The organism is Sphingobacterium tenebrionis (assembly GCF_037126265.1).
GTDB lineage: Bacteria > Bacteroidota > Bacteroidia > Sphingobacteriales > Sphingobacteriaceae > Sphingobacterium > Sphingobacterium tenebrionis.
The window spans coordinates 12,028-36,894 of record NZ_JAYLLN010000029.1 but is presented as its reverse complement, the minus strand read 5'-3'; the positions used below and the strand labels follow the sequence as shown (position 1 = coordinate 36,894).

21 protein-coding genes and 1 riboswitch are annotated in these 24,867 nt (G+C 39.7%); of the genes, 19 read left to right on the top strand and 2 right to left on the bottom strand.

The features are described from left to right. Nucleotides 1-95: 95 nt before the first annotated feature. Nucleotides 96-278: a BF3379 family histone-like protein gene (locus VJ786_RS11830; RefSeq protein ID WP_099365954.1), complete on the top strand. Its 183-nt coding sequence runs from the start codon at nucleotides 96-98 to the stop codon at nucleotides 276-278. Between the two features lie 71 nt (nucleotides 279-349). Here VJ786_RS11830 and VJ786_RS11825 read toward each other — a convergent pair whose 3' ends face one another. Together VJ786_RS11825 and VJ786_RS11820 are read right to left on the bottom strand one after the other, a co-directional pair. After that, nucleotides 350-1,135 (bottom strand): GLPGLI family protein, encoded by a 786-nt coding sequence (locus VJ786_RS11825; protein ID WP_099365955.1) that lies wholly within the window; start codon nucleotides 1,133-1,135, stop codon nucleotides 350-352. A gap of 2 nt (nucleotides 1,136-1,137) precedes the next feature. Continuing rightward, nucleotides 1,138-3,927 (bottom strand): outer membrane beta-barrel protein, encoded by a 2,790-nt coding sequence (locus VJ786_RS11820; RefSeq protein WP_336557782.1) that lies wholly within the window; start codon nucleotides 3,925-3,927, stop codon nucleotides 1,138-1,140. A 212-nt stretch (nucleotides 3,928-4,139) separates the two neighbouring features. Here VJ786_RS11820 and VJ786_RS11815 point away from each other — a divergent pair, with 212 nt between their 5' ends. From VJ786_RS11815 to VJ786_RS11730, 18 genes are all read left to right on the top strand, one after another. Next, a complete protein-coding gene (locus tag VJ786_RS11815; protein WP_099365957.1) occupies nucleotides 4,140-5,510 on the top strand; it encodes a dipeptidase in 1,371 nt (456 codons plus the stop codon). A 244-nt stretch (nucleotides 5,511-5,754) separates the two neighbouring features. Continuing rightward, nucleotides 5,755-6,480: a lysophospholipid acyltransferase family protein gene (locus tag VJ786_RS11810; protein ID WP_099365958.1), complete on the top strand. Its 726-nt coding sequence runs from the start codon at nucleotides 5,755-5,757 to the stop codon at nucleotides 6,478-6,480. A gap of 125 nt (nucleotides 6,481-6,605) precedes the next feature. After that, nucleotides 6,606-6,827 carry a DUF2795 domain-containing protein gene (locus VJ786_RS11805; RefSeq protein WP_002996718.1) on the top strand — a complete coding sequence of 74 codons (222 nt, stop codon included), beginning with the start codon at nucleotides 6,606-6,608 and terminating at the stop codon, nucleotides 6,825-6,827. 90 nt (nucleotides 6,828-6,917) lie between these two features. Further along, a complete protein-coding gene (locus VJ786_RS11800) occupies nucleotides 6,918-7,403 on the top strand; it encodes a hypothetical protein (protein WP_099365959.1) in 486 nt (161 codons plus the stop codon). 204 nt (nucleotides 7,404-7,607) lie between these two features. Next, nucleotides 7,608-8,597: an anthranilate phosphoribosyltransferase gene (gene trpD / locus VJ786_RS11795; protein ID WP_099365960.1), complete on the top strand. Its 990-nt coding sequence runs from the start codon at nucleotides 7,608-7,610 to the stop codon at nucleotides 8,595-8,597. Beyond that, nucleotides 8,590-9,219 (top strand): phosphoribosylanthranilate isomerase, encoded by a 630-nt coding sequence (locus VJ786_RS11790; RefSeq protein ID WP_099365961.1) that lies wholly within the window; start codon nucleotides 8,590-8,592, stop codon nucleotides 9,217-9,219. The genes trpD and VJ786_RS11790 overlap by 8 nt, the downstream gene beginning before the upstream one ends. Further along, nucleotides 9,212-10,396, top strand: coding sequence for a tryptophan synthase subunit beta (trpB, locus tag VJ786_RS11785; RefSeq protein WP_099365962.1), 1,185 nt, complete (start codon nucleotides 9,212-9,214; stop codon nucleotides 10,394-10,396). The genes VJ786_RS11790 and trpB overlap by 8 nt, the downstream gene beginning before the upstream one ends. A 2-nt stretch (nucleotides 10,397-10,398) precedes the next feature. Continuing rightward, nucleotides 10,399-11,154, top strand: a complete 756-nt coding sequence (trpA, locus tag VJ786_RS11780) for a tryptophan synthase subunit alpha (protein WP_099365963.1) — start codon at nucleotides 10,399-10,401, stop codon at nucleotides 11,152-11,154. Nucleotides 11,155-11,406: 252 nt separating this feature from the next. Continuing rightward, nucleotides 11,407-11,928 (top strand): helix-turn-helix domain-containing protein, encoded by a 522-nt coding sequence (locus tag VJ786_RS11775; protein ID WP_336557781.1) that lies wholly within the window; start codon nucleotides 11,407-11,409, stop codon nucleotides 11,926-11,928. Next, on the top strand, nucleotides 11,847-12,752 hold the full coding sequence (locus VJ786_RS11770; RefSeq protein ID WP_336557787.1) for an IS3 family transposase: 906 nt from the start codon (nucleotides 11,847-11,849) through the stop codon (nucleotides 12,750-12,752). Before VJ786_RS11775 ends, VJ786_RS11770 begins: the two co-directional genes overlap by 82 nt. A gap of 342 nt (nucleotides 12,753-13,094) precedes the next feature. Continuing rightward, entirely contained in the window at nucleotides 13,095-13,526 is a 432-nt protein-coding gene (locus VJ786_RS16650) for an HYC_CC_PP family protein (protein WP_437129018.1), read from the top strand. Nucleotides 13,527-13,583: 57 nt separating this feature from the next. After that, on the top strand, nucleotides 13,584-16,286 hold the full coding sequence (locus VJ786_RS11760) for a TonB-dependent receptor domain-containing protein (RefSeq protein WP_099365965.1): 2,703 nt from the start codon (nucleotides 13,584-13,586) through the stop codon (nucleotides 16,284-16,286). A gap of 140 nt (nucleotides 16,287-16,426) precedes the next feature. Continuing rightward, nucleotides 16,427-16,526, top strand: a riboswitch (SAM riboswitch). Nucleotides 16,527-16,597: 71 nt separating this feature from the next. Next, nucleotides 16,598-18,907 (top strand): 5-methyltetrahydropteroyltriglutamate--homocysteine S-methyltransferase, encoded by a 2,310-nt coding sequence (gene metE, locus VJ786_RS11755; protein WP_336557780.1) that lies wholly within the window; start codon nucleotides 16,598-16,600, stop codon nucleotides 18,905-18,907. Nucleotides 18,908-19,027: 120 nt separating this feature from the next. After that, on the top strand, nucleotides 19,028-19,210 hold the full coding sequence (locus VJ786_RS11750; RefSeq protein WP_099365967.1) for a hypothetical protein: 183 nt from the start codon (nucleotides 19,028-19,030) through the stop codon (nucleotides 19,208-19,210). A 66-nt stretch (nucleotides 19,211-19,276) separates the two neighbouring features. Continuing rightward, nucleotides 19,277-19,798: a DUF4833 domain-containing protein gene (locus VJ786_RS11745; RefSeq protein ID WP_099365968.1), complete on the top strand. Its 522-nt coding sequence runs from the start codon at nucleotides 19,277-19,279 to the stop codon at nucleotides 19,796-19,798. A gap of 121 nt (nucleotides 19,799-19,919) precedes the next feature. Next, nucleotides 19,920-20,609, top strand: coding sequence for an RNA polymerase sigma-70 factor (locus VJ786_RS11740; RefSeq protein WP_099365969.1), 690 nt, complete (start codon nucleotides 19,920-19,922; stop codon nucleotides 20,607-20,609). Continuing rightward, a complete protein-coding gene (locus tag VJ786_RS11735; RefSeq protein ID WP_099365970.1) occupies nucleotides 20,540-21,481 on the top strand; it encodes a FecR family protein in 942 nt (313 codons plus the stop codon). The genes VJ786_RS11740 and VJ786_RS11735 overlap by 70 nt, the downstream gene beginning before the upstream one ends. Continuing rightward, nucleotides 21,478-24,843: a SusC/RagA family TonB-linked outer membrane protein gene (locus tag VJ786_RS11730; RefSeq protein ID WP_099365971.1), complete on the top strand. Its 3,366-nt coding sequence runs from the start codon at nucleotides 21,478-21,480 to the stop codon at nucleotides 24,841-24,843. Before VJ786_RS11735 ends, VJ786_RS11730 begins: the two co-directional genes overlap by 4 nt. Nucleotides 24,844-24,867 lie beyond the last annotated feature (24 nt).

Below are 24,867 nucleotides of genomic sequence, written 5' to 3'. Positions count from 1 at the left end.
AAGATTACAAAATTCGCTTTGTTTGTATTCCTTTTGTATATTTATGATATATTAGAGAATTAATTAAGAAAAACTAAAATTATATTAATTAAAAAATGGAAAACTACACTAAATTAAAAGAGCTAGTAGCTTCTATCGAAGCTGACGCAGAAAAATTCTTCAACAACGGTAACTCTGCTGCTGGAACACGCGTGCGTAAAGGTTTACAAGACATCAAAACATTAGCACAAGAAATTCGTAACGAAGTAACTTCTAAGAAAAACGAAGGTAAAAAATAAGCTTGCTTATTTTTGAAAATAAAAAAGCCCGATTCCATTGAATCGGGCTTTTTTAGCTATTGGCTCCTCGTCTATAGGAATAGACTGGCCATCATGAGATCAATCTGTTTATCGGTCATCCATTGTCCCATAACTTCTTTCATTTTAGCCTTGACCTCTCTGCGGGTATTGGGCTTATCTTTTTTCTTGAAGATATCGGTCTTAATGGTAGGCGCGGTCATTTCCACTTTGGTTGCGTAGATGTTGAAGTGCTGCTCCGGAACCACAAACCCTAAGATCATCCCTGGTAAACCATGGATACTTCCCGGTCCTCCTGATGTAGGGATCTGATCCGTATAGAAAGCAACTACATACACTGAATCTAAGGTAATTCCATTCGCACGGCGGCAATCGTAGCCAGCAATGTTTCTGTATTCATTGGTAATCTTCCATTTTACGTCCGTTAAGCTATCCTGAACAACGATGGCAGAACCACCAAAATCCATCGCCATGGATACTTGTTCTTTTTCCAGGTTTTGGTAGACCTTAGCCCCATTATCCAACATCATCAGCATTTGGGAAACCAGTTGGTTCTGTTCACGAGGCATCGGTTCAAAATAGGTTTCATTGCCACGGAATGATAATTTCCTTTCTAAAACAGCTGTTTCCGGAGATTTTGATACCATTTGTTCCATATATGTACGTGACATATCCCCGTCCTTTAAACTGTTCATATAACGTCTCATCAAGTTCTTGATGTGGATGGTCTTTTCGTATGTAATTGCTCCCTCAGTTGGGAAATAGGCGTATTGTGCTTGCGCCGCTTGCAAACCTAGGCCTAGAAAAAATAAAACGGCTATATATAAATGCTTTTTCATGATTAATTTACTCCTATCATTTTAGTGAACTCCCAAGTTAACTTCAACATGTAATACCTGGAGATGGTGTTGTAGGTATTCTGTGTAATCGCTCCGTTGTACTGCGATCTGCTGAACCCCTTATTCTGATTGAACACATCATTTACATAAAAGTCTAAGATCAGACCTTCACTTTTCAAGAATTTCTTGGAAATCCCCGGTTTGAAAAGAATACGTTCGAAACGTTCAGGTAAAGCATCCGTAGGTGCTTCATAGTCATAAGTACCCTCTCCATATAAGGTAATTTTCCAAGGAAGGTAAGCTTTCACCGTCAGATCACTGTTGAAGGTGAATCCGTCACTGTTACGTTCTGGGTTCAACGAAGTTTTCAAGGTACGGAACCCTGGTGTAAAGGTCCAGTTGAAATCTACTTTCTTCGTCGTGTTTCTTTCAAAACCGATGCTCAGTCCGTAATTAAAATTGTCATTTACGTTCTCCGCAAACTCATCAGTAGGATTCGCAATTGTTCTATCGTTAATATAATTATAGTATCTATTGTATGAGGCATTCAGATTGAAGTTGGATTTTAATTGCCATTTACGGATCAGATCAAATCCGGCACCTCCATAAACAGATACATTGGTGGAGTTTTTATCCATGTTCTCGTAATAAAGCTTCCTTAAACCTCCCTTTTCGATCACCACATTGGTCTGGATCGCATCGATGGTCTGTCCTGCATTTGCCCATAGGTAGATATATTTACCTTTCATCATATCCCAGGAGTTGAACCCTAACCCGAAGCTACTTGATTTGGAAGGAACCAGGTTTTCATTACCAAAATATTCGTTCATCTGGTCCGTATTCTGACGTAATGGTTGAATCTGGAACAGCGAAGGCAAACTATTGCGATAGCTATAATTTAAGTTAATACGTTTAGATTTTGAAATGTTGTATCGCAAATAAGCGTTCGGGTTATAGGTCAGATAATCCCTGCTCAGCCCTGTATTTGCATAATTGTTCATTTGGCTCAAGTCATCATGACGAAGCACATTATTCAGATACACATCGATCTTTTCCGTCTTATATCCAAAACCGATTCCTCCGGAATTGCGGGTGGTGTTAAAGTTGAAGTCATTACTGAATTCATCATCCAATACCGTATAGCCACCACTTGCATCCTTATTGAAGGAATTTACAATGGCATGGGTTTTAGAGGATGCAAACTCATAATTGAATGAGGTTCTGAAAAGCTTGCCCAAAGGTTCTGTATACGTCACGGAAGAAACAATGTTATCCGAATTGGATGTCTTATTCTTCAATTGATCGATTACTTGGGAAGTTCCCAAAGCATAATTGTTGTTTTCAGATTCCAATAAAAGATCGCCTTCGTCTTCTGAATTATTACCTGCGAAACGCAAAGCCAATGAACGGCCTTCTTTCTTGAATTTACGAGTTAGATAGGCATCATAGGAAACGTTTTGGGTTGTTGTCTCCCCACGTTGCTCACTACTGTTATCCGATACTTTTGTACCATCCTGGAAAGTCTCCCCATTTACCATTAAACTATTGGTATTCTTTTCTCTTGAGCCAGAAACCTTTAGCGTCAATGCCGTTAATGAATCGATCGCATAATCGTATTTGGTATTGAAACGATGTCTATTCGCATCCGTTTGATTATTATTGGTGGTATTGCTGTTCAAATAGCCCCCTTCGGTTGGCGTCTCGCGGATAAAATTATCCGAAAAATTGTTTTCGATCTGACCATATTTATAGCTTAAGTTCAACTTATGCTTTTTGTCTTTCCAAGCATCCATATAAGATACCCCACCAGTCAAAGCCTTCGGTTGTCCTTTTCCATTCCAATTGCTAAAAGCATCACCACCGAAGCTGAAGTTTACCCCTCCATCTTCCATAACCTCTATTCCACCATCGCCCATTCCAAACTTCTCTTCATCTTCCCAACCTAAGCTGATAGTTCCATCATTGGCACCCACTCCAAAAGCGGAGATTTTAGTCGATCCTTTGAATCGGTTTAAGGCTAATTTTCCTAAGTAGAAACCATTATCACCATCGGTACCCCCTCCGGCTTCCGCTTTTCCGAACATACCATTCTTCGCTTCTTCTTTCAATTTCACATTGATGGTTTGCACACGCGTTCCATCATCCACACCTGTACGTTCAGCCGCTTCCGTTTTCTTCTCATATACCTGCACCTTATCCACCATATCTGAACGGATATTACGGGTCACTAAGGTAGGATCGTCTCCGAAGAATTCTTCTCCGTCAACCAATACCTTTTCTACAGTCTTACCCTGCGCGGTAATCTTTCCACTCGCATCGACCGAAATCCCTGGCAATACCTTTAAAAGATCCTCCACCTTCGCATTCTTTTCCGTTGCAAAGCTGGATGCGTCATATTCGACCGTATCCCCTTTGACCACGACCGGAATCTTTCCGGTCACCAAAACTTCTTCGATCAAACTGGCGGCGGATTGCAAATTGATCTGTCCCAATGCCAAATCACCAGTTCCTTTTTTGATGTTCTGGAAGTACTCACCAAATTTTGGATAGCTTACGATCAATAGGTAATCTGCCGTATCTGGATTGTTGATACTGAACTTACCATCTTGATTTACTCGGGCAAAATCCACCAAAATGGAATCTTTAGCCTGCAATAGCATCACGCTGGCATTGCTAAGTTTTGTTTTGTCGGTTTCTGAAAGAATCTCTCCAGTAATTTTTTTCTGGGCAAAAGTCTGCAAGGAGATCAAACCGAAAAAGAGGGTTAGAAAAACGCTTGTAAAAAATTTCATAGAATTAATAAAAAAGTTCAAAGGATTAAATGGTACGCAAAATTATCACAAAACTGAGAAATACGGTTAAAAGCATTTCGTTTTAACAAATAATTAACAGCAATCGGATAGCTAGCTGATCCATTCAATTCATTTCATTTGTCGACCCTAGGGGCAATTTGTTACAGCCTTACTAAAATATATTTCATTACATTTGTAAAAACCCATTAAAAATGCAAAATATCAAAGACTATGTAGAAGCAAATAAGGATCGCTTCTTAGAAGAATTATTTGAATTATTGCGCTTTCCGTCAGTAAGTGCAGACCCTCAATTTAAAGAAGGCGTATTGAACACCGCGGAATTTGTAGCACAAAAACTTAAAGATGCGGGAGCAGATAATGTAGAGATTTGTCCTACAGCAGGCTACCCAATTGTATACGGAGAAAAAATCTTCGACCCATCTTTACCTACTGTTTTGGTTTATGGACACTACGATGTGCAACCGGCAGATCCTATTGAACTATGGGAGACTCCACCATTTGAACCTACCGTACGTGATGGTAAAATCTATGCTCGTGGTGCAGCTGATGATAAAGGTCAGTTCTACATGCACGTGAAAGCTTTCGAATACATGATGAAGAACAATGCTTTGGCATGTAATGTTAAATTCATGATCGAAGGTGAAGAAGAAGTTGGTTCGGCCAACTTAGGTATTTTTGTAAGTGCCAATAAAGAACGTTTAAAAGCTGATGTGATTGTTATTTCGGACACCTCGATGATCAGCTTGGAAAGCCCATCGTTGGAAACAGGTCTACGTGGACTATCTTACGTAGAGGTAGAGGTAACAGGACCAAACCGCGACCTTCACTCTGGTGTTTACGGTGGAGCAGTTGGAAACCCAGCAACCATCCTGGCTAAAATGATCGCTTCTTTGCATGATGAGAACAACCACATCACTATCCCTGGATTTTATGATGATGTGTTGGAATTGACTGAAGCAGAAAGAAAAGCATTGAACGAAGCGCCATTTGATATCGAAACCTATGAAGAAGATTTAGGTGTTCAGGAATTATGGGGCGAAAAAGGATTCACAACGATCGAACGCACAGGTATCCGTCCTACTTTGGAGGTAAATGGTATCTGGGGTGGATATATTGGTGAAGGTGCAAAAACAGTTTTACCTTCTAAAGCCTTCGCAAAAATCTCTATGCGTTTGGTTCCTAACCAAAACTCTGAGCGTATCACGAAATTATTCAAAGACCATTTTGAAGCCATCGCTCCAAAATCTGTAAAAGTAGAAGTAAAACCTCATCATGGTGGAGAGCCTGTGGTTACTCCTACCGATAGCATCGCCTATAAAGCAGCAGAGAAAGCACTTGAAGAAACATTCAACAAAAAACCTATCCCTACTCGTGGTGGTGGTTCGATTCCAATCGTTGCTCTATTCGAGAAAGAATTAGGTATTAAAACCGTATTGTTAGGTTTCGGATTAGACAGCGACAACCTGCACTCCCCTAATGAAAAATATGGCATTGAAAACTACCTGAAAGGTATCGAAACAATTCCATTGTTCCATAAATACTATGCGGAAATGTCGCGATAGCGCAGCTATCGCTCGCTAGTATTTAGTATATAGTAGTTAGTATTTAGACCTATGTCTTCTAGAAGTAGTTAGTATATAGTAGTTAGTATTTAGACCTATGTTTGTTAAAAAAGATTTTGAATTTTTAAATAATTTTAAAGTTTTAAATGATTTATTAAGCCGCCAGGGTCTAAATACTAAATACTTACTACTAAATACTCAAAACAGGTCTAAATACTAAATACTTACTACTAAATACTAAAAAATGCATAGGTTTTTCTATTTCGCTGCGGTACTATTTTTCTACATCCTCAGCTACCCTATTCTTTATTTTTTAGCGAAAAACCCGGAAAAGCATTACAACTCTATTGTATGGTTCCGTAAATGGATCAGTGTGACCAGTTTATACCTGGTGGGTATAAGGATTAAAGTGCATTATGAAGAACCGGTAGATTGGTCCCAAAATTACATCATCTGCCCGAACCATACATCTATACTGGACATTACGGCGTTGACCTACTTGTGTCCAAAACCTTTTTCTTTTATTGGAAAGATCGAATTGATGGACAATCCGGTTACCAGGATATTCTTCCGTACGATCGATATTCCTGTTAAGAGAGAAAGTAAGATATCCTCCTTTAAAGCATACAAGCGTGCGACCGAATTGCTACAGCAGGGAAAAAACGTGGTTATTTTCCCGGAAGGAAAAATAGACGATGGTTATCCGCCGATACTGCATCCTTTTAAAGCCGGCGCCTTTAAAATGGCGGTAGAAAATAATATCCCCATCCTTCCCGTGGTGATCCACAATGCCTGGAAAATTATGTTTGATGATGGATCAACATATGGATCCAGATCCGGCGTAATTGAAATCACGGTATTAAAACCTATACAGACCGACCCGAAACTGCATGATAACGATAAGAGTTTTGAGCAGGAAGTCTACGAAAAAATGAATAAAGCCTGGACGGAATACAATAACCGTAAATAAATTTTTCATTTTAGAAATCTGATTATCTGATACATACACCCATTAACAAAGAATTAAGGGGAAATTTCTTGCATTAGTTAAATTAAATATTATTTTTGCGAAAAATGTAACTTAATTAAAGAGATATGTATTGGACACTTGAATTAGCTTCGCATTTAGAAGACGCTCCTTGGCCGGCTACCAAAGATGAATTGATTGATTATGCTATCCGTTCTGGCGCACCTGTTGAAGTGATTGAAAATCTTCAAGCGTTGGAAGACGATGGTGAACCATACGAGAACATCGAGGAAATCTGGCCGGATTATCCGACAAAAGATGATTTCTTTTTCAATGAAGATGAATATTAAATTCAAATAAAAAGCGCCTTTTTATCAAGAGGCGCTTTTTATTTAATCCTTTTATGTTTTTATTGGTCAAAGATTCTAAATAAATTAAACATGAAACCGCATTTACTGTATTTGATATTGTCCATCAGCCCTTTGATCTCTTTCGCACAGGCAAAACCTAATCAGGCTAAAATGGAGCATATGGAAAGCAAATCAAGCAAGGAAAATCTATCCTTGGTCAAGAATTTTATACATGACCTAGCAAACGAAGAGAATGCATTGGATGTGATCCTTAGTCAATATGTTACGGTAAATGATCCTTCCGATGAGATGTATGATTACCTGGAAGTTAGTCTTCAGGAAATCAGAATCAATTTGATGACCAAAAAACTGGAGAATATACAATATAAGACCTACAGTCAATTACCACGTAAGGAGGTTCGGGATATCGATCCAGAGGATATGGATGTGAACAATATGTACTTCCTTTACCATAAGGACCGGTTGGTGACCAGCATTTATGTGGAGGATGGAAAAATTGCTTCATTTACCTTGGTTTCTAAAGGGGAAGAGATGGCTCATTTTGTCACCTATTAACAAAAAATCATTTTTTTATTTGATTTCTTGCAAATATCAAAACAATCGTTGATATTTGTTTCATTAACAATGAAAGCACAACAGTTCAATACAATTTGGTGGTGGCACAACAATTAATGTTGTGGCAATGACCTATTGAATGAATTAATGAACTCAAAAAATAGCGGGCTTGCCTTTTAGGCAAGCCTTTTTTTATGCACTGATATGAAAGAAATTTTAGCCCATTTATTTGAATATAAGTCTTTTACAAGAAAAGAAGCGTACGATATCCTCACGAATATCGCGACCGGCAAATACGATTCGCATCAAATCGCGGCATTCATGACCATCTATGGGATGCGCAGCATCCGCGTAGAAGAATTGGGCGGCTTTCGCGATGCCATGTACGACTTATGTAATAAGCTGGATTTCGATGGCTATGACCTGATCGATATGTGCGGTACAGGTGGTGATGGAAAAAACACCTTCAACATATCCACTTTATCCTCCTTTGTCGTAGCGGGTGCTGGCTATAAAGTAGCCAAACACGGTAATGTGGGTGTATCCTCGGGCTGTGGATCTTCCAATGTGATGGAATCCTTAGGTTATACCTTTACCGCAGACAGCGACGCCTTAAAGAAACAGCTAGACGAGGCCAATATCTGTTTCCTGCATGCCCCACTCTTCCACCCTGCCATGAAAACCGTGGCGCCAATCCGTCGGGCATTAGGGGTAAAGACCTTCTTCAATATGCTCGGTCCATTAACTAATCCTGCCAACCCCAAATTCCAATCAGTTGGGGTGTTCAATCTAGAACTGGCAAGGCTATATGCCTACCTGTATCAGAACAGCAATAAACAATATAGCATCATCCATTCCATGGATGGATACGATGAAATATCCCTGACCGGCGATTTCAAAGTAATCAATAATGCGGGTGAGAATTATTATACGGTGGAGGAATTAGGTTTCCAACCTGTTGCAGCGGCAGATCTGGCCGGTGGAGATCAGGTCGAAGAATCGGCGAATACCTTCAAGAAGATCATCCAAGGTGAAGGTACGGATGTACAGAACAATGTGGTGATGAGCAATGCCGCCTTCGCCATCAAAACTTTCCATCCGGAAAAAAGCTTTGCCGATTGCTACTATGAAGCCGAAGCATCCTTATTGGGATTAAAAGCAGAAGAGAGCCTTAAAAAACTGATAAATGCCTAAGAGAAATATATTGATCAAGGTATGTGGCATGCGAGACCCTGAGAATATCAAGGAACTGGCTGGCTTACCTCTTAATTACATTGGCCACATTTTTTATCCGAAATCCGCTCGCTATGTGGGCAACCTGTCGACATTAGCAGATGCTCCAGGATTAAAGAAAACGGGCGTTTTTGTAAATGCCAGCCTTTCGGAAATTACGTCGGCAATAAAACAATACGACCTGAAGGTCATCCAATTGCATGGCGATGAATCCCCGGCATTGGCAAAAGACCTTAAAGGGTTAGGTATGGAAGTCATCAAGGCATTTGGCATTGATGAGGGTTTCGACTGGTCTAAGGTAGCTCCTTTTCTAGATCAGGTAGATTACCTCCTTTTCGACAGTAAGAGCGCAGCCTACGGCGGTACAGGCTATACCTTCAATTGGGAAAAATTAACATCCTATCCCTATGAAAAGCCTTATTTCCTAAGTGGCGGACTTTCATTAGAAAACCTTTCCGAGGCATTGGCATTTGATGATGCCAGATTAGTTGGCCTGGATCTAAACTCCAAATTCGAACTCGAGCCGGGATTAAAAGATATCGAAAAAATAAAAGAAGCATTGAAAACCATACACCATGAGTAAATATCAAGTAAACCAAAAAGGGTATTATGGCCCATTCGGAGGAGCATACATCCCCGAAATGCTGTATCCCAATGTAGAAGAATTACAACAACAATACCTTTCCATCATAGAAGACCCTTCGTTTAAGGAAGAGTTTGAACAATTATTACGGGATTATGTAGGCCGTCCATCCCCTCTGTATCCAGCAAAAAGGCTATCGGAAAAATACGGTACCAATATTTTCCTGAAGCGTGAAGACCTGAACCATACCGGAGCGCATAAGATCAACAATACCATCGGTCAGATTCTCTTGGCAGAAAAACTGGGCAAGAAACGGATCATTGCCGAAACCGGCGCTGGGCAGCATGGTGTGGCAACTGCGACAGTCTGCGCCCTGAAAGGTTTGGAATGTGTGGTGTATATGGGCGAGATCGACATTCAGCGTCAGGCGCCAAATGTTGCCCGGATGAAAATGATGGGAGCTACGGTCATTGCGGCCACTTCGGGCAGCAAAACATTAAAAGATGCGACCAATGAAGCCTTAAGAGATTGGATAAACAATCCGGTGGATACCCACTACATCATCGGTTCGGTGGTTGGACCACATCCCTATCCCGACATGGTGGCGCGCTTTCAGTCCATCATTTCTGAAGAAACCCGGAAGCAACTATTGGAAAAAACCGGAAAAGAGACCCCAGATATCGTGATGGCCTGTGTAGGCGGAGGATCGAATGCTGCAGGGATGTTCTACCATTTTTTGGATGAAGAGGATGTTCAGATCATAGCTGTGGAAGCCGCAGGTCATGGTGTTGACAGTGGCGAATCAGCTGCTACCACCCAATTGGGACATGAAGGCGTGCTACATGGCAGTCGCTCCATCCTGATGCAGACCGAAGATGGACAGGTGATTGAACCTTATTCCATTTCGGCCGGGCTCGATTACCCTGGTATTGGCCCACAACATGCTTGGTTGTTCAAGTCTGGCAGAGGCAGCTATGTCAGTGCTACCGATGAGGAAGCGATGAATGCGGGACTACTTCTGACCAAATTGGAGGGGATCATCCCAGCGATCGAAAGCTCGCACGCCTTAGCGCATTTGGAGAAGATGACTTTTAAAGGCGATGAAACCGTCGTGATCTGTCTTTCCGGACGTGGCGACAAGGATCTTGATAATTATATGAAATACTTTGGCTTTTAACCATGATGCAGATAAATAAACAAGCAAACGGATTGCTATCCATCTATTTTACCGCCGGTTATCCATCCTTGGACAGCACCTTGGATATTGCCGAGGCGCTCGAAAAAGCAGGTGCAGATTTTTTGGAAATCGGTTTCCCCTATTCCGACCCTGTGGCCGATGGACCAACTATACAGCATAGTTCGGAAGAAGCCCTAAAAAATGGCATGACCCTGAACATTCTTTTTGAACAATTAAAAGACCTCCGGAATAGGGTTTCCATTCCTGTCTATTTAATGGGTTATGTAAATCCCGTTATTCAATATGGGGTAGAGAATTTTTGTAATAAATGTAAGGAGGTCGGTGTAAACGGAACAATCATCCCTGATCTACCGATGTATGAATACGAAGAACTTTACCAGGATGTATTTAAGGAAAATGGAATCAGCAATATCTTTTTGGTAACTCCACAGACTTCGGAAGCACGAATCCGTAAGATCGATGATCTTTCTACCAGCTTTATTTACCTACTATCTTCCAATGCGACTACCGGTAAGCAATTGGCTATCCAGGATCAATCGGAAGCCTATTTCAAAAGAATTAAAGACATGGATTTGAAAAATCCGGTAGTAATTGGATTTGGTATCCATGATCGGGATACATTCCGAAAAGCAACGAGCTATGCGAATGGAGCCATTGTTGGGACAGCATTCGTAAAACTATTGGCAGCCGATAATTATTTGGACAAGATTTCGGGTTTTATTCAAAGCATAAAATAATCTTCTTTTAGTTCAGAAATACAATTTCCAAAATAGGAATGCTGTACAAGTAAATTCCAAGTGGGATGTAAGTGAGTTGTAAGTGACTTAATGCACTTACAAGTCACTTACACCTCACTTAAACCTCACTTAAACCAAGACCAAAATCTATTTTTTCAGAGGGCATAATTAAGCCTTCCAAAAAAAAGAGGCTGTATCATTTTTTGAAGTGAACCCCAAAAGTTAGACAAAAACTTTTGGGGTTCACTATTTATGGCAAAACACACATTTGAGGAGAAACTAGATATCGTTTCTCAAGTGAAAGGCGGGAAGCCGATACTGCGCATATCCCGCGAGCTTCGTATCCGAGAAGGCATGATATTGGAATGGGTTCGGAAGTATAATCTTTATGGTGAAAGGGGGCTACTCAAGCAGCCTAATGTCCGAGCCACGTCTGATTTCAAAGAAGAAATTGTAAGGACTATTTTGGAAAAAAAAGTACCTTTAGTTCAGGTTGTTCTACAGTATGGAGTAAGCAAGAGTGCTTTAGAGAGCTGGGTGAAATTGGTACGGATCCATGGGTATGCTGTATTACATCAACAAAAAAATCGTGGACGACAGCCTAAAGATATGAGTAAATCGAAGAAGCATGAGCCTGAAACAGAACTAGAGAAGCTCCAGACGGAGAACACTCGTTTACGAGCCGAGATTGCATTATTAAAAAAAGTCAAGGCCTTAGTCAAGGAAAGAGAAGCCCGCGAACGCATGAATGGGCAAAAGCCATTGAAGAACTAAGGTCTGAACATGATGTTGCAATTCTATTGGATTGCAAACAGATGGCTCGTTCGGTATTTTATTATCATCTCAAACGCCTAAATAGTAGAGATAAATACAAGAGAGAAAAGGAAGAGGTTATACGCATATTTCACCTGCACAAAGGTAGATATGGGTATCGACGGGTAACGGCCGAAATGAAGAACTTGGGTTATCATATAAATCATAAGACCGTTCAAAGATTAATGGAAACATTGGACCTGAAATGTAAGATCAGGAAAGTCCGCTATCGATCATACAAAGGTGAGGTTGGTAAAATTGCTCCCAATATACTGGGAAGGAATTTCAAGGCAAGTTCCCCTAATCAGAAATGGGCTACAGATGTTACTCAGGTAAACATCAAAGGCGAGAAGATCTACCTATCTCCGATACTTGACATGTTCAATGGAGAAGTTATCTCCTATAGTATCTCCAAAAGCCCGAATATGAAGATGATAGAGGAGATGTTATATAAGGCTTTTGATAAAACTAAAGACACAAAGGGGCTTATTTTTCATTCTGATCAAGGCTGGCAATATCAGCATTATGGATATAGAAAGGCTTTAGAGAAACAAGGTATTATACAGAGCATGTCCAGAAAAGGGAATTGCTTAGATAATGCAGTGGCCGAAAACTTTTTTGCAATCTTAAAGACAGAATTACTATACTCACAAACCTTTGAGACAGCCCACGAGTTTATCCATTCTGTAAAAGAATATATCTACTATTACAACAATAAAAGAATAAAAAACAGACTAAATGGAAAGAGCCCGGTGGAATACCGAGCTCTCCTAGAAAAAACTTAATTTTGTAAATCCGTCCAACTTTTTGGGGTCATATCATTTATGACACAGCCTCTTCATAAATTCCAATATTTACAGGATTGGAATTTATGGGCAGCATTTCCCGAGATTAATTTACTCTTCTTAAGATTTTGTTGAAAACGAAAAATACCAAGCCCGCAGCGCATGTTAAGCCTATAACGCCAAAATACAGCAAGTTTGGATGTGCAGCTAAAGTTTCCATAAATTATTAGGTTTATTACATTAAGTTGAGTCCAATATAAAAACCAATTTTTTTACACGCAAGAATTAATTAAAATAATTTATCAACATTTTCCCATAACAATTGTTATATTTGGATAATCTATGCGAAAAATTATTGCCATATTACTCCTAATGATTTATTCTGTATGCAGTACGGGGGCAACAATTTATCTCCACCATTGTGGAAAATCGACATTTCTATCGCTAGATCAATCCACCAAAGTATCAAATGAGAATTGTCCTAATTGTTCAAAATGCCAGGACAAAGCTTCCCATAAACACGGTGATTCCTGTAAGAAAGGATGTTGTCAGGACAAGGAATTAAGCTTGAAATCGGACAGCGAACAATTACAGTCAAAATCCACCTTTACAGATTTAATCAATTTTGCGCCAGCAGTGGTCCTGATCCCTTGGATCATGGAACAATGGAAAATCTTTGTTGATGATCCTGACCAAGAGTACCACAGTTTGGCCTTTATTCCTATTCAGGATCTCGAACCCGTCTACATCTTAAACTGCACGTATAGAATTTAGTATTGAATTGACTCCAAATATTTAAACATTATTTGAATCAATTTTTTATTAAATTTTATGAATACCCTTAAAAATTATTTATTAATAACATTTATCCTATTGGGCAATCTGGCATTTGCGCAGACCAATACGGTAGAATTTGAAGTGGCCGGAAATTGCGGCATGTGTAAAAAACGAATTGAGAAGGCAGGAAAAGATGGCGGTGCAAACAGCATCACCTGGGATCAGGCAACCCAAAAAGCCAAAGTAACCTTTGACAGCAAAAAAACCACAGTAGATAAAATAAAGAAATCCATTGCTGATGCTGGGCACGACACAAAAGAGTTCCGTGCTTCGCAAGAGGTATATGACAAATTGCATGAATGCTGTCTATATGAACGTATGGGTGCCGATGGTATCAAAAATGAAGATGACCATGAAGGCCATGACCACGATGACCATGAAGGTCACGATCATGCATCCCACGAAGGACACGACCATGATGAACATGAAGGCCATGATCACGCTAAGAAAGCGGATGACAAAGGTGGACATGACCATGATCACGACCATGAGGTGACCGGTGTAGTAGTTAATGAAAATGATCGTGGTGATCTGACCCCAATTTCTGATGTTACCGTTTATTGGAAAGAAGATCCTTCCAAAAAAATAAAGAGTAATGAGAATGGTGTGTTCAAGATCATGCACGTAAAACCATATCGTTACTTGGTAGTAACCCACGCCAGCATGAATTCGGATACGGTGGAGGTTAAGAACCTACATGATATCGTGATGATCCAGGCGAAGAACAATGTATTGAAGGAGATCGTTGTTTCGAGAAGACAGAAATCGAACTATATCAATAAGCTAAGCCCTGTGCGTGTGGAAACCATCACGGCAAAAGAGCTTTTCAAAGCTGCCTGTTGTGATCTTTCGGAAAGTTTTTCTACCAACGCATCAGTTGATGTGGTAAGTAGCGATGCGGTAACCGGAAGTAAACAGATCCAGATGTTGGGATTAAGTGGTATCTATACGCAGTTGACTGTAGAAAACCTACCAGGTCCGCGTGGTTTTGCCTCTCCCCTTGGTTTGAACAGTATCGCTGGTACTTGGATCGAAGCGATCAACATCAGTAAAGGTATCGGTTCTGTTGCCAATGGATTCGAGAACATGGCCGGACAGATCAATGTGGAATTGAAAAAACCACACAATACCGATAAATTATATTTCAATGCCTACGCCAATAATATGGGCCGTACGGATATCAACCTGAATGTTGCTACCCACCTGAACGAAAAATGGTCAGTAGGATTGTTGCTGCATGACAACTTCATGTACAATAAGAAGATGAACTTCAGCGACAATGGATTTAGGGATATGCCGGTTGGAAACCTATTCTCCGGTATCAATAGATGGCATTATGAAAATGGAAAAGGTGTCATTGCACAATTTGGGGTAAAATTCCTACATGATGACCGTGTTGGTGGACAGATCGATTTCAATGAAGACACCGACAAGTTTACGACCAACCAATATGGCTTGGGCTTCAAAAACGAGCGTATTGAAGGTTTTGGTAAACTAGGTTATGTATTCCCGACCAACAAACATCGTAGTATCGGTCTACAATTATCAGCAAGCCGCTATAAACAGGAAAGTTTCTTCGGATTGAATGCTTACGACAGTGAGCAGAAATCCATGTATGCCAACTTATTGTTCCAGGATATCATTTCCGATGTGACCCATAAATACAAAGTGGGTGCATCCATCCAATATGATGATATGGATGAGCAGTTAAGCCGTGTGAACAGCACAAATGATTACGATTATAACTTCGGAAGAAAAGAATCGGTTGCGGGTGCATTCTTAGAATATACCTTTAGCCCTTCGGAGAAATTCGATGCGGTATTGGGTATCCGCCAGGATTACAATAACCTATATGGTTGGTTCACCACACCACGGGCGGTACTGCGTTATGAGCCTATCTTAGGAACCACTTTCCGCATCAGTTCAGGACGTGGACAACGTACAGCGAATGTTTTTGCAGAGAACTTAGGTATTTTTGCATCCAGCCGTACTATTAAAGACTTGGCCCAATTGGTGTCTGGTGAAGCAGCTTATGGATTAAAACCAGAGGTTTCTTGGAATACAGGCTTTACATTTGACCAAAGCTTCCAATTGTTCGGTCGTGAGTCTGGCTTATCGTTAGAATTGTTCCACAACAACTTCCAAAACCAGGTCGTGGTTGATTTCGAAAACCCACGAGAAGTAGCATTCTATAATCTGGATGGCAAATCCTATTCGAACAGTGTTCAGGCAGAATTCCGTTTCATGCCGGCACAGCACTTCGAAGCACGTTTTGCATACCGTATGTTGGATGTACAGACCGAATATACTTCCGGAAAATTACAGAAACCATTGACAGCAAAACACCGTGGATTCATGAACTTGGCCTACAACCTACATTCGGGATGGAGTTTTGATTATACCTTGAATGTGGTGGGCAAGAAACGTCTTCCAAGTACGGTAGGTAATCCAGAGGCGTATCAATTGGCAACGGAATCAGATGCTTATGTTACGATGAATGCTCAGGTGAGCAGAACATTTGGAAAGAACAAGAATTTTGATGTGTATGTTGGTGGTGAGAACCTGAGCAACTACTTCCAAAAAGATCCGATCTTGGCACATGACAACCCGTTTGGAGCTAATTTCGACACGAATTTAGTTTGGGGTCCGATAGTAGGAAGAATGTTTTATACCGGTATCAGATACCATATTAAGTAAAAAGGTAAAATATTTATTAAGTAATAGCATGAAGAGCCTCTGGTGTAAAAGCTGGGGGCTTTTTCTGTTTTAGCAGGGGATAAATGAAAGATATAGAAATATTTTTTTGTTAATATAAAATCTTATCCCTACCTTAGCACCGCTTATAGAGAAAGGCAGAGGGACTAGACCCGATGAAGCCTTAGCAACCTGTCCCTTGACAAGGTGCTACATTCTACCTCTAAAGAGGAACGATAAGCTGGACTCACTAATCCTTAGGAGCCTTCTCTTAGCAAACGACTTTAGTAAAAATTAATTAAGTACAATACTTTATGTTATTAACGAACAATTTAGGTTACCCACGTGTGGGCGCGTTCCGCGAGCTAAAGAAAGCTAATGAAGCTTACTGGGCAAAAAAAATCAGCGCGGAAGAATTATTGCAAGCTGGACTGAAAATCCGTGAAGGCAATTGGAAGACTCAAAAAGATGCAGGCATCGATTTGATCCCTTCTAACGATTTCTCATTCTACGATCAAGTATTAGACCTATCCTTAACTGTAGGCGCTATCCCTGCTCGTTACAACTCCCTTTTGAACAAAATCGATCGCCAGTATAACTTAGACCTATACTTCGCGATGGCTCGTGGTTTCCAAGAAGGTGGTGTCGATGTGACCGCTATGGAAATGACCAAATGGTTCGATACAAACTACCACTATATCGTTCCTGAATTCGTTAAAAACCAAGAATTCAAATTGACTTCAGAGAAATTCCTAAGCGAATACAATGAAGCAAAACAACAAGGTATCGAAACTAAACCGGTGATCATCGGCCCAATCACTTACTTATTATTAGGTAAAGAAAAAGAAGCTGGATTCAACCGTATCGATCTTATCGATATTTTATTACCTGTTTACGAAGAAATCTTAGCAAAATTGGCTGATGCTGGCGCTCAATACGTACAGATCGACGAGCCTTTCTTAGCTTTGGATATCAACGATGCTACCCGTGCGCTATACGCAAGTGTTTTCGAAAAACTTGCAGCAGCAGCTAAAGGCATCAAATTAATCGTTGCAACTTATTTCGAGGCATTACGTGACAACGAAGATACTGCTTTGGCACTTCCTGTACACGCGCTTCACCTGGATCTAGTTCGTGGTGAAGATCAACTCGACTCTATATTAGCGAAAGTTCCTGCTAACCTAACCCTTTCCTTAGGGGTGGTTGAAGGCCGTAACATTTGGAAAAATGATTACGAAAAATCCTTGACAAAAATCAACCAAGCAGTTGAGAAATTAGGAAAAGACCGTGTATGGGTTGCTCCTTCTTCTTCTCTATTGCACGTTCCTTTTGACTTGGACAACGAAAACAACGAAGAGTCTCTTCCTGCGGAAGTTAAAAACTGGTTAGCGTTCGCTAAACAGAAATTAGCTGAAGTAAAAGACTTAGCGGTATTGGCAGAAGGTGAAGTAGATGCAGCAACACAAAAACGTTTCGAAGCCAACAAAGCAGCAAACGAAAGCCGCCGTACTTCTCCATTGATCCACAAACCAGAAGTTAAAACCCGTGTAAGCAACATCACTGATGAAGACGCTACACGTACTTCTAAATTCAACGATCGTAAAAAAGCGCAAAAAGCGAAGTTCAATCTTCCTGACTATGCAACTACGACAATCGGTTCCTTCCCACAAACTAAAGATGTTCGTAAATGGAGAGCTGACTTGAAAAAAGGTGCTATTTCCCAAGAACAATATGATAAAGAAATTGCTGAAGAAACAGAAAGAACGATCCGTTTACAAGAGCAATTGGATATCGATGTATTGGTACATGGTGAATTTGAGCGTAACGACATGGTGGAATACTTCGGAGAGCAATTAGCAGGTTATGCATTTACTCAAAACGGTTGGGTTCAATCATACGGTTCTCGTTGTGTGAAACCTCCGATTATTTATGGTGATGTTTACCGTCCTGAAGATATGACTGTTCGTTGGTCTGCTTACGCACAATCATTGACTAACCGTCCGGTAAAAGGAATGTTAACTGGTCCTGTTACTATTCTTCAATGGTCTTTCGTACGTAACGATCAACCTCGTTCAACCACGACTTACCAAATCGCATTAGCGATCCTTGATGAGGTTCAAGCTTTGGAAAAAGCAGGTATCAAAATCATTCAGATCGATGAGCCAGCAATCCGCGAAGGATTACCATTGCGTAAAGCTGATCAACAAGCGTATTTGGATTGGGCTGTACGTTCATTCCGTGTATCTTCTTCGAATGTGGATGATGATACGCAGATCCATACACACATGTGTTACTCTGAGTTCAATGATATCATCCAAGATATCGCAGCAATGGATGCTGACGTAATCACGATCGAGACTTCACGTTCTCAAATGGAATTATTGGATGCATTCGCTGACTTCAAATATCCAAATGATATTGGTCCTGGTGTTTATGATATCCACTCGCCACGCGTTCCTAGCACAGAAGAGATGGTAGACCTATTGCGTAAAGCAAAAGCGGTTGTTCCTTCGGAGCAATTATGGGTTAACCCTGACTGTGGTTTGAAAACTCGTGCATGGCCGGAAACTAAAGCAGCATTGGAATCTATGGTAGAAGCTGCCAAGATTTTAAGAGCTGAATAAGCCTACGCATTTTTGATTATAAAATATAATTTGTTTTCAGGCCGAACGTTATGTTCGGCCTGATTTTTTTGGTCAAACCTTTTCCATGCCTTATTGTTTATTAATAAAGACAATTGCACTATGAAAAGAATCAACGGAGTATTACTATTATTTTTAATGACGAATTTATTGACTGGATGTTCCGTTATTGAGGGGATATTTAAGGCAGGTCTATGGTCAGGGATCATCTTCGTCGTTGTTATTGTTGCCTTATTGATCTGGTTGATCACCCGTTTCATGGGTGGCGGTGGAAATAGACAATAGTTAACTTAAAATTCATCGCTTATTAATAAACGATTCTGTATTTTCATGTCAAATTAGAGACTGGAAATGAACAGATTGCTATTAATATGCCTACTTATTATAAATTGTCTTGTCTCTTTGGGGCAGGACAATTATCCTACCCCCACCCGCATGGATGGGGTTTTGTTTTATATACAGCATAACCGGGGGAAGAATACCTATATCTACAGTCTGAATTATAAATCGGATAAAACGATAAATAAGGATGAACCCATTCAGGTTTATCGCCAATTATTTGACAATGGTGGGGTTATAAGGCCATTGACGATCATTCAAAAGAATTTTGCGTATGGAATTTATTCGAAGCTTTTGAAAAATAAAAGTTATGAGGCTTCCATTGTTTCTCTACCTGAACAAAAGTTATTTCTTCATTTTCCATCTAAGGGTGATCCTTATGTGAGTACCACGGTTGCTGGGACCAGTTTTATCCTCAAACGGATTTTTATTAGGCAGAAAGATGGGACGTCGGGATTGTCGACCAAGGTGGATTATATTCTGTTTTATGGGGTTAAGGATGGGAAGCCTTTGGTGAAAAAGCTGGTGTTGTAAATAATATTGCAATTATTCTTTTATATTTATTTTATTATTAACTTAATCTTCTATTAACATTATAAACCGTTCTTAGCACGAAATTTCATAAGGACACAATTTCTTTTAATTACCCTATTGTATGACAGAAAAAGAAGAATCAATTTCCTCTAATACAGGGGAGACAACATTCGAATCATTTTTTTATCAATATCATACTTTGCTTTATAATTATGCTTTAAATCATTTAAAGGATGAGGATATAGCTGCCGATGTCGTGCAAGAGGTTTTCATTAAAATCTGGAACAATTTTGACCAGTTAGATTTTGAAAACAATCCGAAAGCTTATTTATTTACCATTTGTAAGAACCAAGTGCATGATGAACTGAAAAAGAAGGCCAAATTCCAAGTCTATGCTTCGAACCAATTGAAGGTAAATAGCAATTTCTGCAATAACAATGAAGAAGAGCAGGAATACCGAGAATTAAAAAGGATCTATTCCGAAGCCATTGAACAATTACCTGAAAAAAGAAAACATATTTTTTGGTTAAGTAGAATGGAAAACTTGAGCAATACCCAAATTGCTCAACACCTAAATCTATCCATCAACACCGTTAGAGATCAACTAGTTAAAGGAAATAAGACCATTAAGACTTATATATTAAAAAAACATGGTCCTATTCCAAAAAAAATATTTTTGATCAGCATCGTCTTTTCGCTGAGCATGTCAGTATATAATACAGAAGAACACCTGAAAACGGCATGGACAAGGAAAGATTTGAATATTTATATACCAAGTACCTTCAAGACAATTGCTCAGAAAATGAGTTAAAGGAATTCTATGAACTATACCATTCATTAGAAGATCCTCAGCATTTACTCGACCTAGAAAGATTTGAGGAGAACTTTCCACTAGAAAAACAACTCTCTCCCGAAAAATCATCCGCTATATTAGCCCATATTCAACAGCCTAAAACTATTTCAAAACAGGCGAAGATCATCAAACTGATCCCTATTGCCGCCGCTTTCCTTATCATTGGCTTTGCTGCATTATGGTTCATGAAATCCAACGAAAATTCCGAGGTTGATTATTTCCGCTATAGCAATACCAGCAAAAAGATAAAAGTATTGACCTTAGAAGACGGCACGAGAATCTTGTTGAAACCCAATAGCGAACTCGTGCAGAAAAGTGACTTTGCAAAAGCTTCAGAACGTATCATCTCGTTCAAAGGGGAAGGTTTTTTTGATGTTAGTAAAAGATCAAATCAACCCTTTAAAATTGTATCCCAAAATCAAGCGGAAATTAAGGTTTATGGCACTAGGTTCAATTTAATATTCCATGGCGACCAGCAAGAAGCAGTTTTAACTGAAGGCTCAATTGCGATGAAATTGGGCACCGAGGAAGTGAAAATCAAACCATCGGAAAGGGTGCACATCGATAAGGGAGCCATAAGGACATCGGTGGTCGATACTATGCAATATATTTCATGGACCAACCATCAATTATATTTTAACGATAAGCCATTACAAGAAGTTATCAACCAATTACATACAGCATATCCGGATCAGAAAATCCAAATAAACAACCAAAATTCCAACCTCTACTTTACCGGCTATTTACCAACAGATGATTTTGAGGATTGTATCACCATCCTACAAAAAACTTTTAAAAATTATAACCTCGTTATTTCAATAGAAAAATGAAAAAACAAAAGCTAACCCTGGCATTAGCGCTGGCATTGAGCCTTGGCTTGCCAAACATTAACCATTCCTATGCGGGTAGTCTCTCCTCCTATCAGGATAAGAATATCACGGAATTAATTCAAAAATTGGAGAAAAAGTTCAAGGTTAGGTTCAACTATGAATCTAAACTGAAAGATCTTAAGATTAAGAATAATTATGAAATTGGAAGCTTAAAGAAGTCCGAAATCGTAAATTTTCTTAGTGAGGTGAGCTTTCAACAGATTCAGATTGATAAAGTGGGCGATAATGCCTTTACTATGCGTCTAAAACCCAACAGTTCAACCAATGGAACAACAGGTCAGAACCTACAGGGTTCAAGAACATCATCTAATCTCCAAAATCAAATTACAGGAACTGTTTTAGATGGACAAACCAATGAGCCACTTGCGAATGTAACTGTACGAGTGAAAGGTACGGAGACCGCTGCACAAACTAATGAGCAAGGGAAATTCACGATCATGATTCCCAATGATAACAGCGTTCTGGTATTTTCCATAGTAGGATACAATAGTTTAGAATCTTCTGCAAGGAACAATGCTACCATTACCTTACTGCGTTCAGAAGAATCCATTGACGAAGTAGTTGTAACGGCTCTAGGTATCAAAAGAGAAACGAAAGCCTTAGGCTACGCGGTTCAGGACATTAAAGGTGATCAATTACAAAAAGTTAAAGGTGTAGACGTTGGTACAACATTAACTGGTAGGATTTCGGGATTACGTGTTTTCAACAGTACAGAATTTAACCGGATGCCTTCGATCTCCCTAAGAGGTATGTCGCCAATTTTGGTGATCGATGGGGTAGCTTATGAAAACCTTAACCTAAGGGATATTCCAGTAGATAACATTGAAAACATTTCGGTATTAAAAGGAGCAACTGCAACCGCCCTATACGGAAGCATGGGTGCTGGGGGTGCCATCATGGTCACCTCTAAAAAAGGATTGGGTGAAATGGGTACCGAAATCTCGGTAAACAGCAATAATATGTTTTTCGCGGGCTATCTTGCCCTTCCAGAGGTACAATCATCCTATTCAGCTGGTGAAGGCGGAAAATACAATACAAATGATTATGTATGGGGGGATAAGTTAGATATTGGCAGACAATATAGTCAATGGAACCCGATCACTAAACAAATGGAAATGACCGAATTGACCTCAAGGGGCAAGAACAATTTCCAGAATTTCCTAGAACCTGGTGTAATTTCCAACAATTCGGTTAGTTTCACCAACCAAGGAGAATATGGAAGTATCCGTACTTCGATCAGCCATATCTATAATAAAGGTCAATATCCAAATGCCAAATTGAATATGACCAATATATCCGTATCTGGAGAAACCAAGATTTCTAAAAAAATATCCTTGGAATCAAGATTTGGTTACAATAGAAGGAACGCTCCTAATGATTTTGGTGCTGGATATAATGCTCAAGGATATATTTATAATATTTTGGTATGGACCGGTCCAGAATATGACCTTATGCAATATAAGGATTACTGGCTAGCCAAAGATGAGAAACAAAACTGGCATTATAATGCTTGGTATGACAACCCTTATTTATCGGCCTATGAAAAGATAAGTGCAGAATTGGTCAACAAATTGAATGCGGCTGTCACGTTGAATTATCAAGTGAATGATTGGGCTAAATTCATGTTGAGAACGGGCTATGATTATTATGGAAATACCCAAACGCAAACCAATCCAAAAGGCATCTACGGTACTCGTGGAGGATTTAGTGGTTACCATAGTAATGGTAAATATTGGACCAACAAAACGGATGGTTTTGGAACCAACAATGATTTGATTTTTACCGCAAAAAAATCTTTTAGTGATTTTCAAATTGACGGTTTAGCAGGTGCTGGCGTATTCTATAGAAGGGATAATGGTTTAATTGCCTCTACGGTAAATGGTATTTCAATTCCTGGATTCTATTCCCTTAAAAATTCGATTGATCCCGTTTCAACTTCCGAAACGAAAAATAAAGAAATGATCAACAGTTTATATGGTCGAATTTCCCTATCCTGGAAAAACGCCATTTTCTTAGAAGCGACAGGAAGAAATGACTGGTCTTCCGCTTTACCGGAAGAGACCAGGTCCTATTTCTACCCATCAGTTTCTGGTAGTGTGGTTGTTTCTGATCTATTGCAGGATTATAAACCATCTTGGCTATCGATGTTGAAACTGAGAAGTTCTTGGGCAGTCACAAAATCTGTACCTGCTCCTTATGAGATCAGACAGACTTATAGCGTTAGCTCCAATGTTTGGGAGGGTCTTTCTACCGCATCGTATCCGAGTTCGATCAAGGATTTTTCCATTTCTCCAACACAAAGAGACCTTTCCGAGTATGGTGCTGATATTTCCTTATTCAACAACAGATTATATGCGAATTATACCCGATACTATCGATTACTGCATAATGTAACTACCTATGCAAGTATTTCACCATCCTCAGGGTTCAGTTCTCGATTGATCAATACCGACCAACAATTGATGACCAAAGGCCATGAAATCACGGTTGGAGGTACAGCGATCAAAAAGGATGATTTCTCTTGGGATATCATGACCAACTTTTCGCAAAATCTGGAATATTATCATAAACTAGATCCTATCTATACAGCAGATGCCTTATACATCAAAAAGGGATTGCGTACTGACTTTTATGCTACACGCGATTGGGAAAGAAGCCCTAATGGAGAAATTGTACATAACTCTGCAGGTATGCCGGTTTCCGCCACACATGCGAACAGATTGTTTGGCTATACCGCACCAAAATGGTTTTGGGGTTTGACCAATCAATTTGGATATAAGGATTTCTCATTATCCTTTAGTTTAGATGGACGTATAAAAGGATTATCCTATTCCAATATGAATGCAAGGTTATGGCAAACAGGTGCCCATCCAGATGCTGCATCTCCTGAGCGTTATGAGGAAGTAGTTAATGGTAATAAAACCTATGTAGGAAATGGTGTTAAAATTACTTCAGGAACAGTGACCTATGATAAATATGGACAAATCTTAACGGATACCCGTGAATTTGCACCTAATGAAACAGCTGTGTCGTTTGAAAACTATTGGAAAAGGGCATATTCCGGTACACATAACATTTGGGATGAAACGTTCATTAAATTAAGGGAAGTATCCATTAATTATAACCTTCCAATAGGTCTTGCACAAAAGATAAGTGCTAAAAAAGCCAGCATTGGAGCTACTGGACAGAATCTATTTTTATGGACAAAGGAATATAAATTTTCAGATCCGGACACGGGATCAGAGGATTTAAATTCCCCATCCATGAGATATGTAGGGTTCAATCTTAACATCACTTTTTAATCCTTAATTTTTACAAGAAAAAAC

Coding starts and splice junctions, on each gene's coding strand:
- VJ786_RS11830 (WP_099365954.1), top strand. CDS start 96: ATGGAAAACTACACTAAATTAAAAGAGCTAGTAGCTTCTATCGAAGCT.
- VJ786_RS11825 (WP_099365955.1), bottom strand. CDS start 1,135: ATGAAAAAGCATTTATATATAGCCGTTTTATTTTTTCTAGGCCTAGGT.
- VJ786_RS11820 (WP_336557782.1), bottom strand. CDS start 3,927: ATGAAATTTTTTACAAGCGTTTTTCTAACCCTCTTTTTCGGTTTGATC.
- VJ786_RS11815 (WP_099365957.1), top strand. CDS start 4,140: ATGCAAAATATCAAAGACTATGTAGAAGCAAATAAGGATCGCTTCTTA.
- VJ786_RS11810 (WP_099365958.1), top strand. CDS start 5,755: ATGCATAGGTTTTTCTATTTCGCTGCGGTACTATTTTTCTACATCCTC.
- VJ786_RS11805 (WP_002996718.1), top strand. CDS start 6,606: ATGTATTGGACACTTGAATTAGCTTCGCATTTAGAAGACGCTCCTTGG.
- VJ786_RS11800 (WP_099365959.1), top strand. CDS start 6,918: ATGAAACCGCATTTACTGTATTTGATATTGTCCATCAGCCCTTTGATC.
- trpD (WP_099365960.1), top strand. CDS start 7,608: ATGAAAGAAATTTTAGCCCATTTATTTGAATATAAGTCTTTTACAAGA.
- VJ786_RS11790 (WP_099365961.1), top strand. CDS start 8,590: ATGCCTAAGAGAAATATATTGATCAAGGTATGTGGCATGCGAGACCCT.
- trpB (WP_099365962.1), top strand. CDS start 9,212: ATGAGTAAATATCAAGTAAACCAAAAAGGGTATTATGGCCCATTCGGA.
- trpA (WP_099365963.1), top strand. CDS start 10,399: ATGATGCAGATAAATAAACAAGCAAACGGATTGCTATCCATCTATTTT.
- VJ786_RS11775 (WP_336557781.1), top strand. CDS start 11,407: ATGGCAAAACACACATTTGAGGAGAAACTAGATATCGTTTCTCAAGTG.
- VJ786_RS16650 (WP_437129018.1), top strand. CDS start 13,095: ATGCGAAAAATTATTGCCATATTACTCCTAATGATTTATTCTGTATGC.
- VJ786_RS11760 (WP_099365965.1), top strand. CDS start 13,584: ATGAATACCCTTAAAAATTATTTATTAATAACATTTATCCTATTGGGC.
- metE (WP_336557780.1), top strand. CDS start 16,598: ATGTTATTAACGAACAATTTAGGTTACCCACGTGTGGGCGCGTTCCGC.
- VJ786_RS11750 (WP_099365967.1), top strand. CDS start 19,028: ATGAAAAGAATCAACGGAGTATTACTATTATTTTTAATGACGAATTTA.
- VJ786_RS11745 (WP_099365968.1), top strand. CDS start 19,277: ATGAACAGATTGCTATTAATATGCCTACTTATTATAAATTGTCTTGTC.
- VJ786_RS11740 (WP_099365969.1), top strand. CDS start 19,920: ATGACAGAAAAAGAAGAATCAATTTCCTCTAATACAGGGGAGACAACA.
- VJ786_RS11735 (WP_099365970.1), top strand. CDS start 20,540: ATGGACAAGGAAAGATTTGAATATTTATATACCAAGTACCTTCAAGAC.
- VJ786_RS11730 (WP_099365971.1), top strand. CDS start 21,478: ATGAAAAAACAAAAGCTAACCCTGGCATTAGCGCTGGCATTGAGCCTT.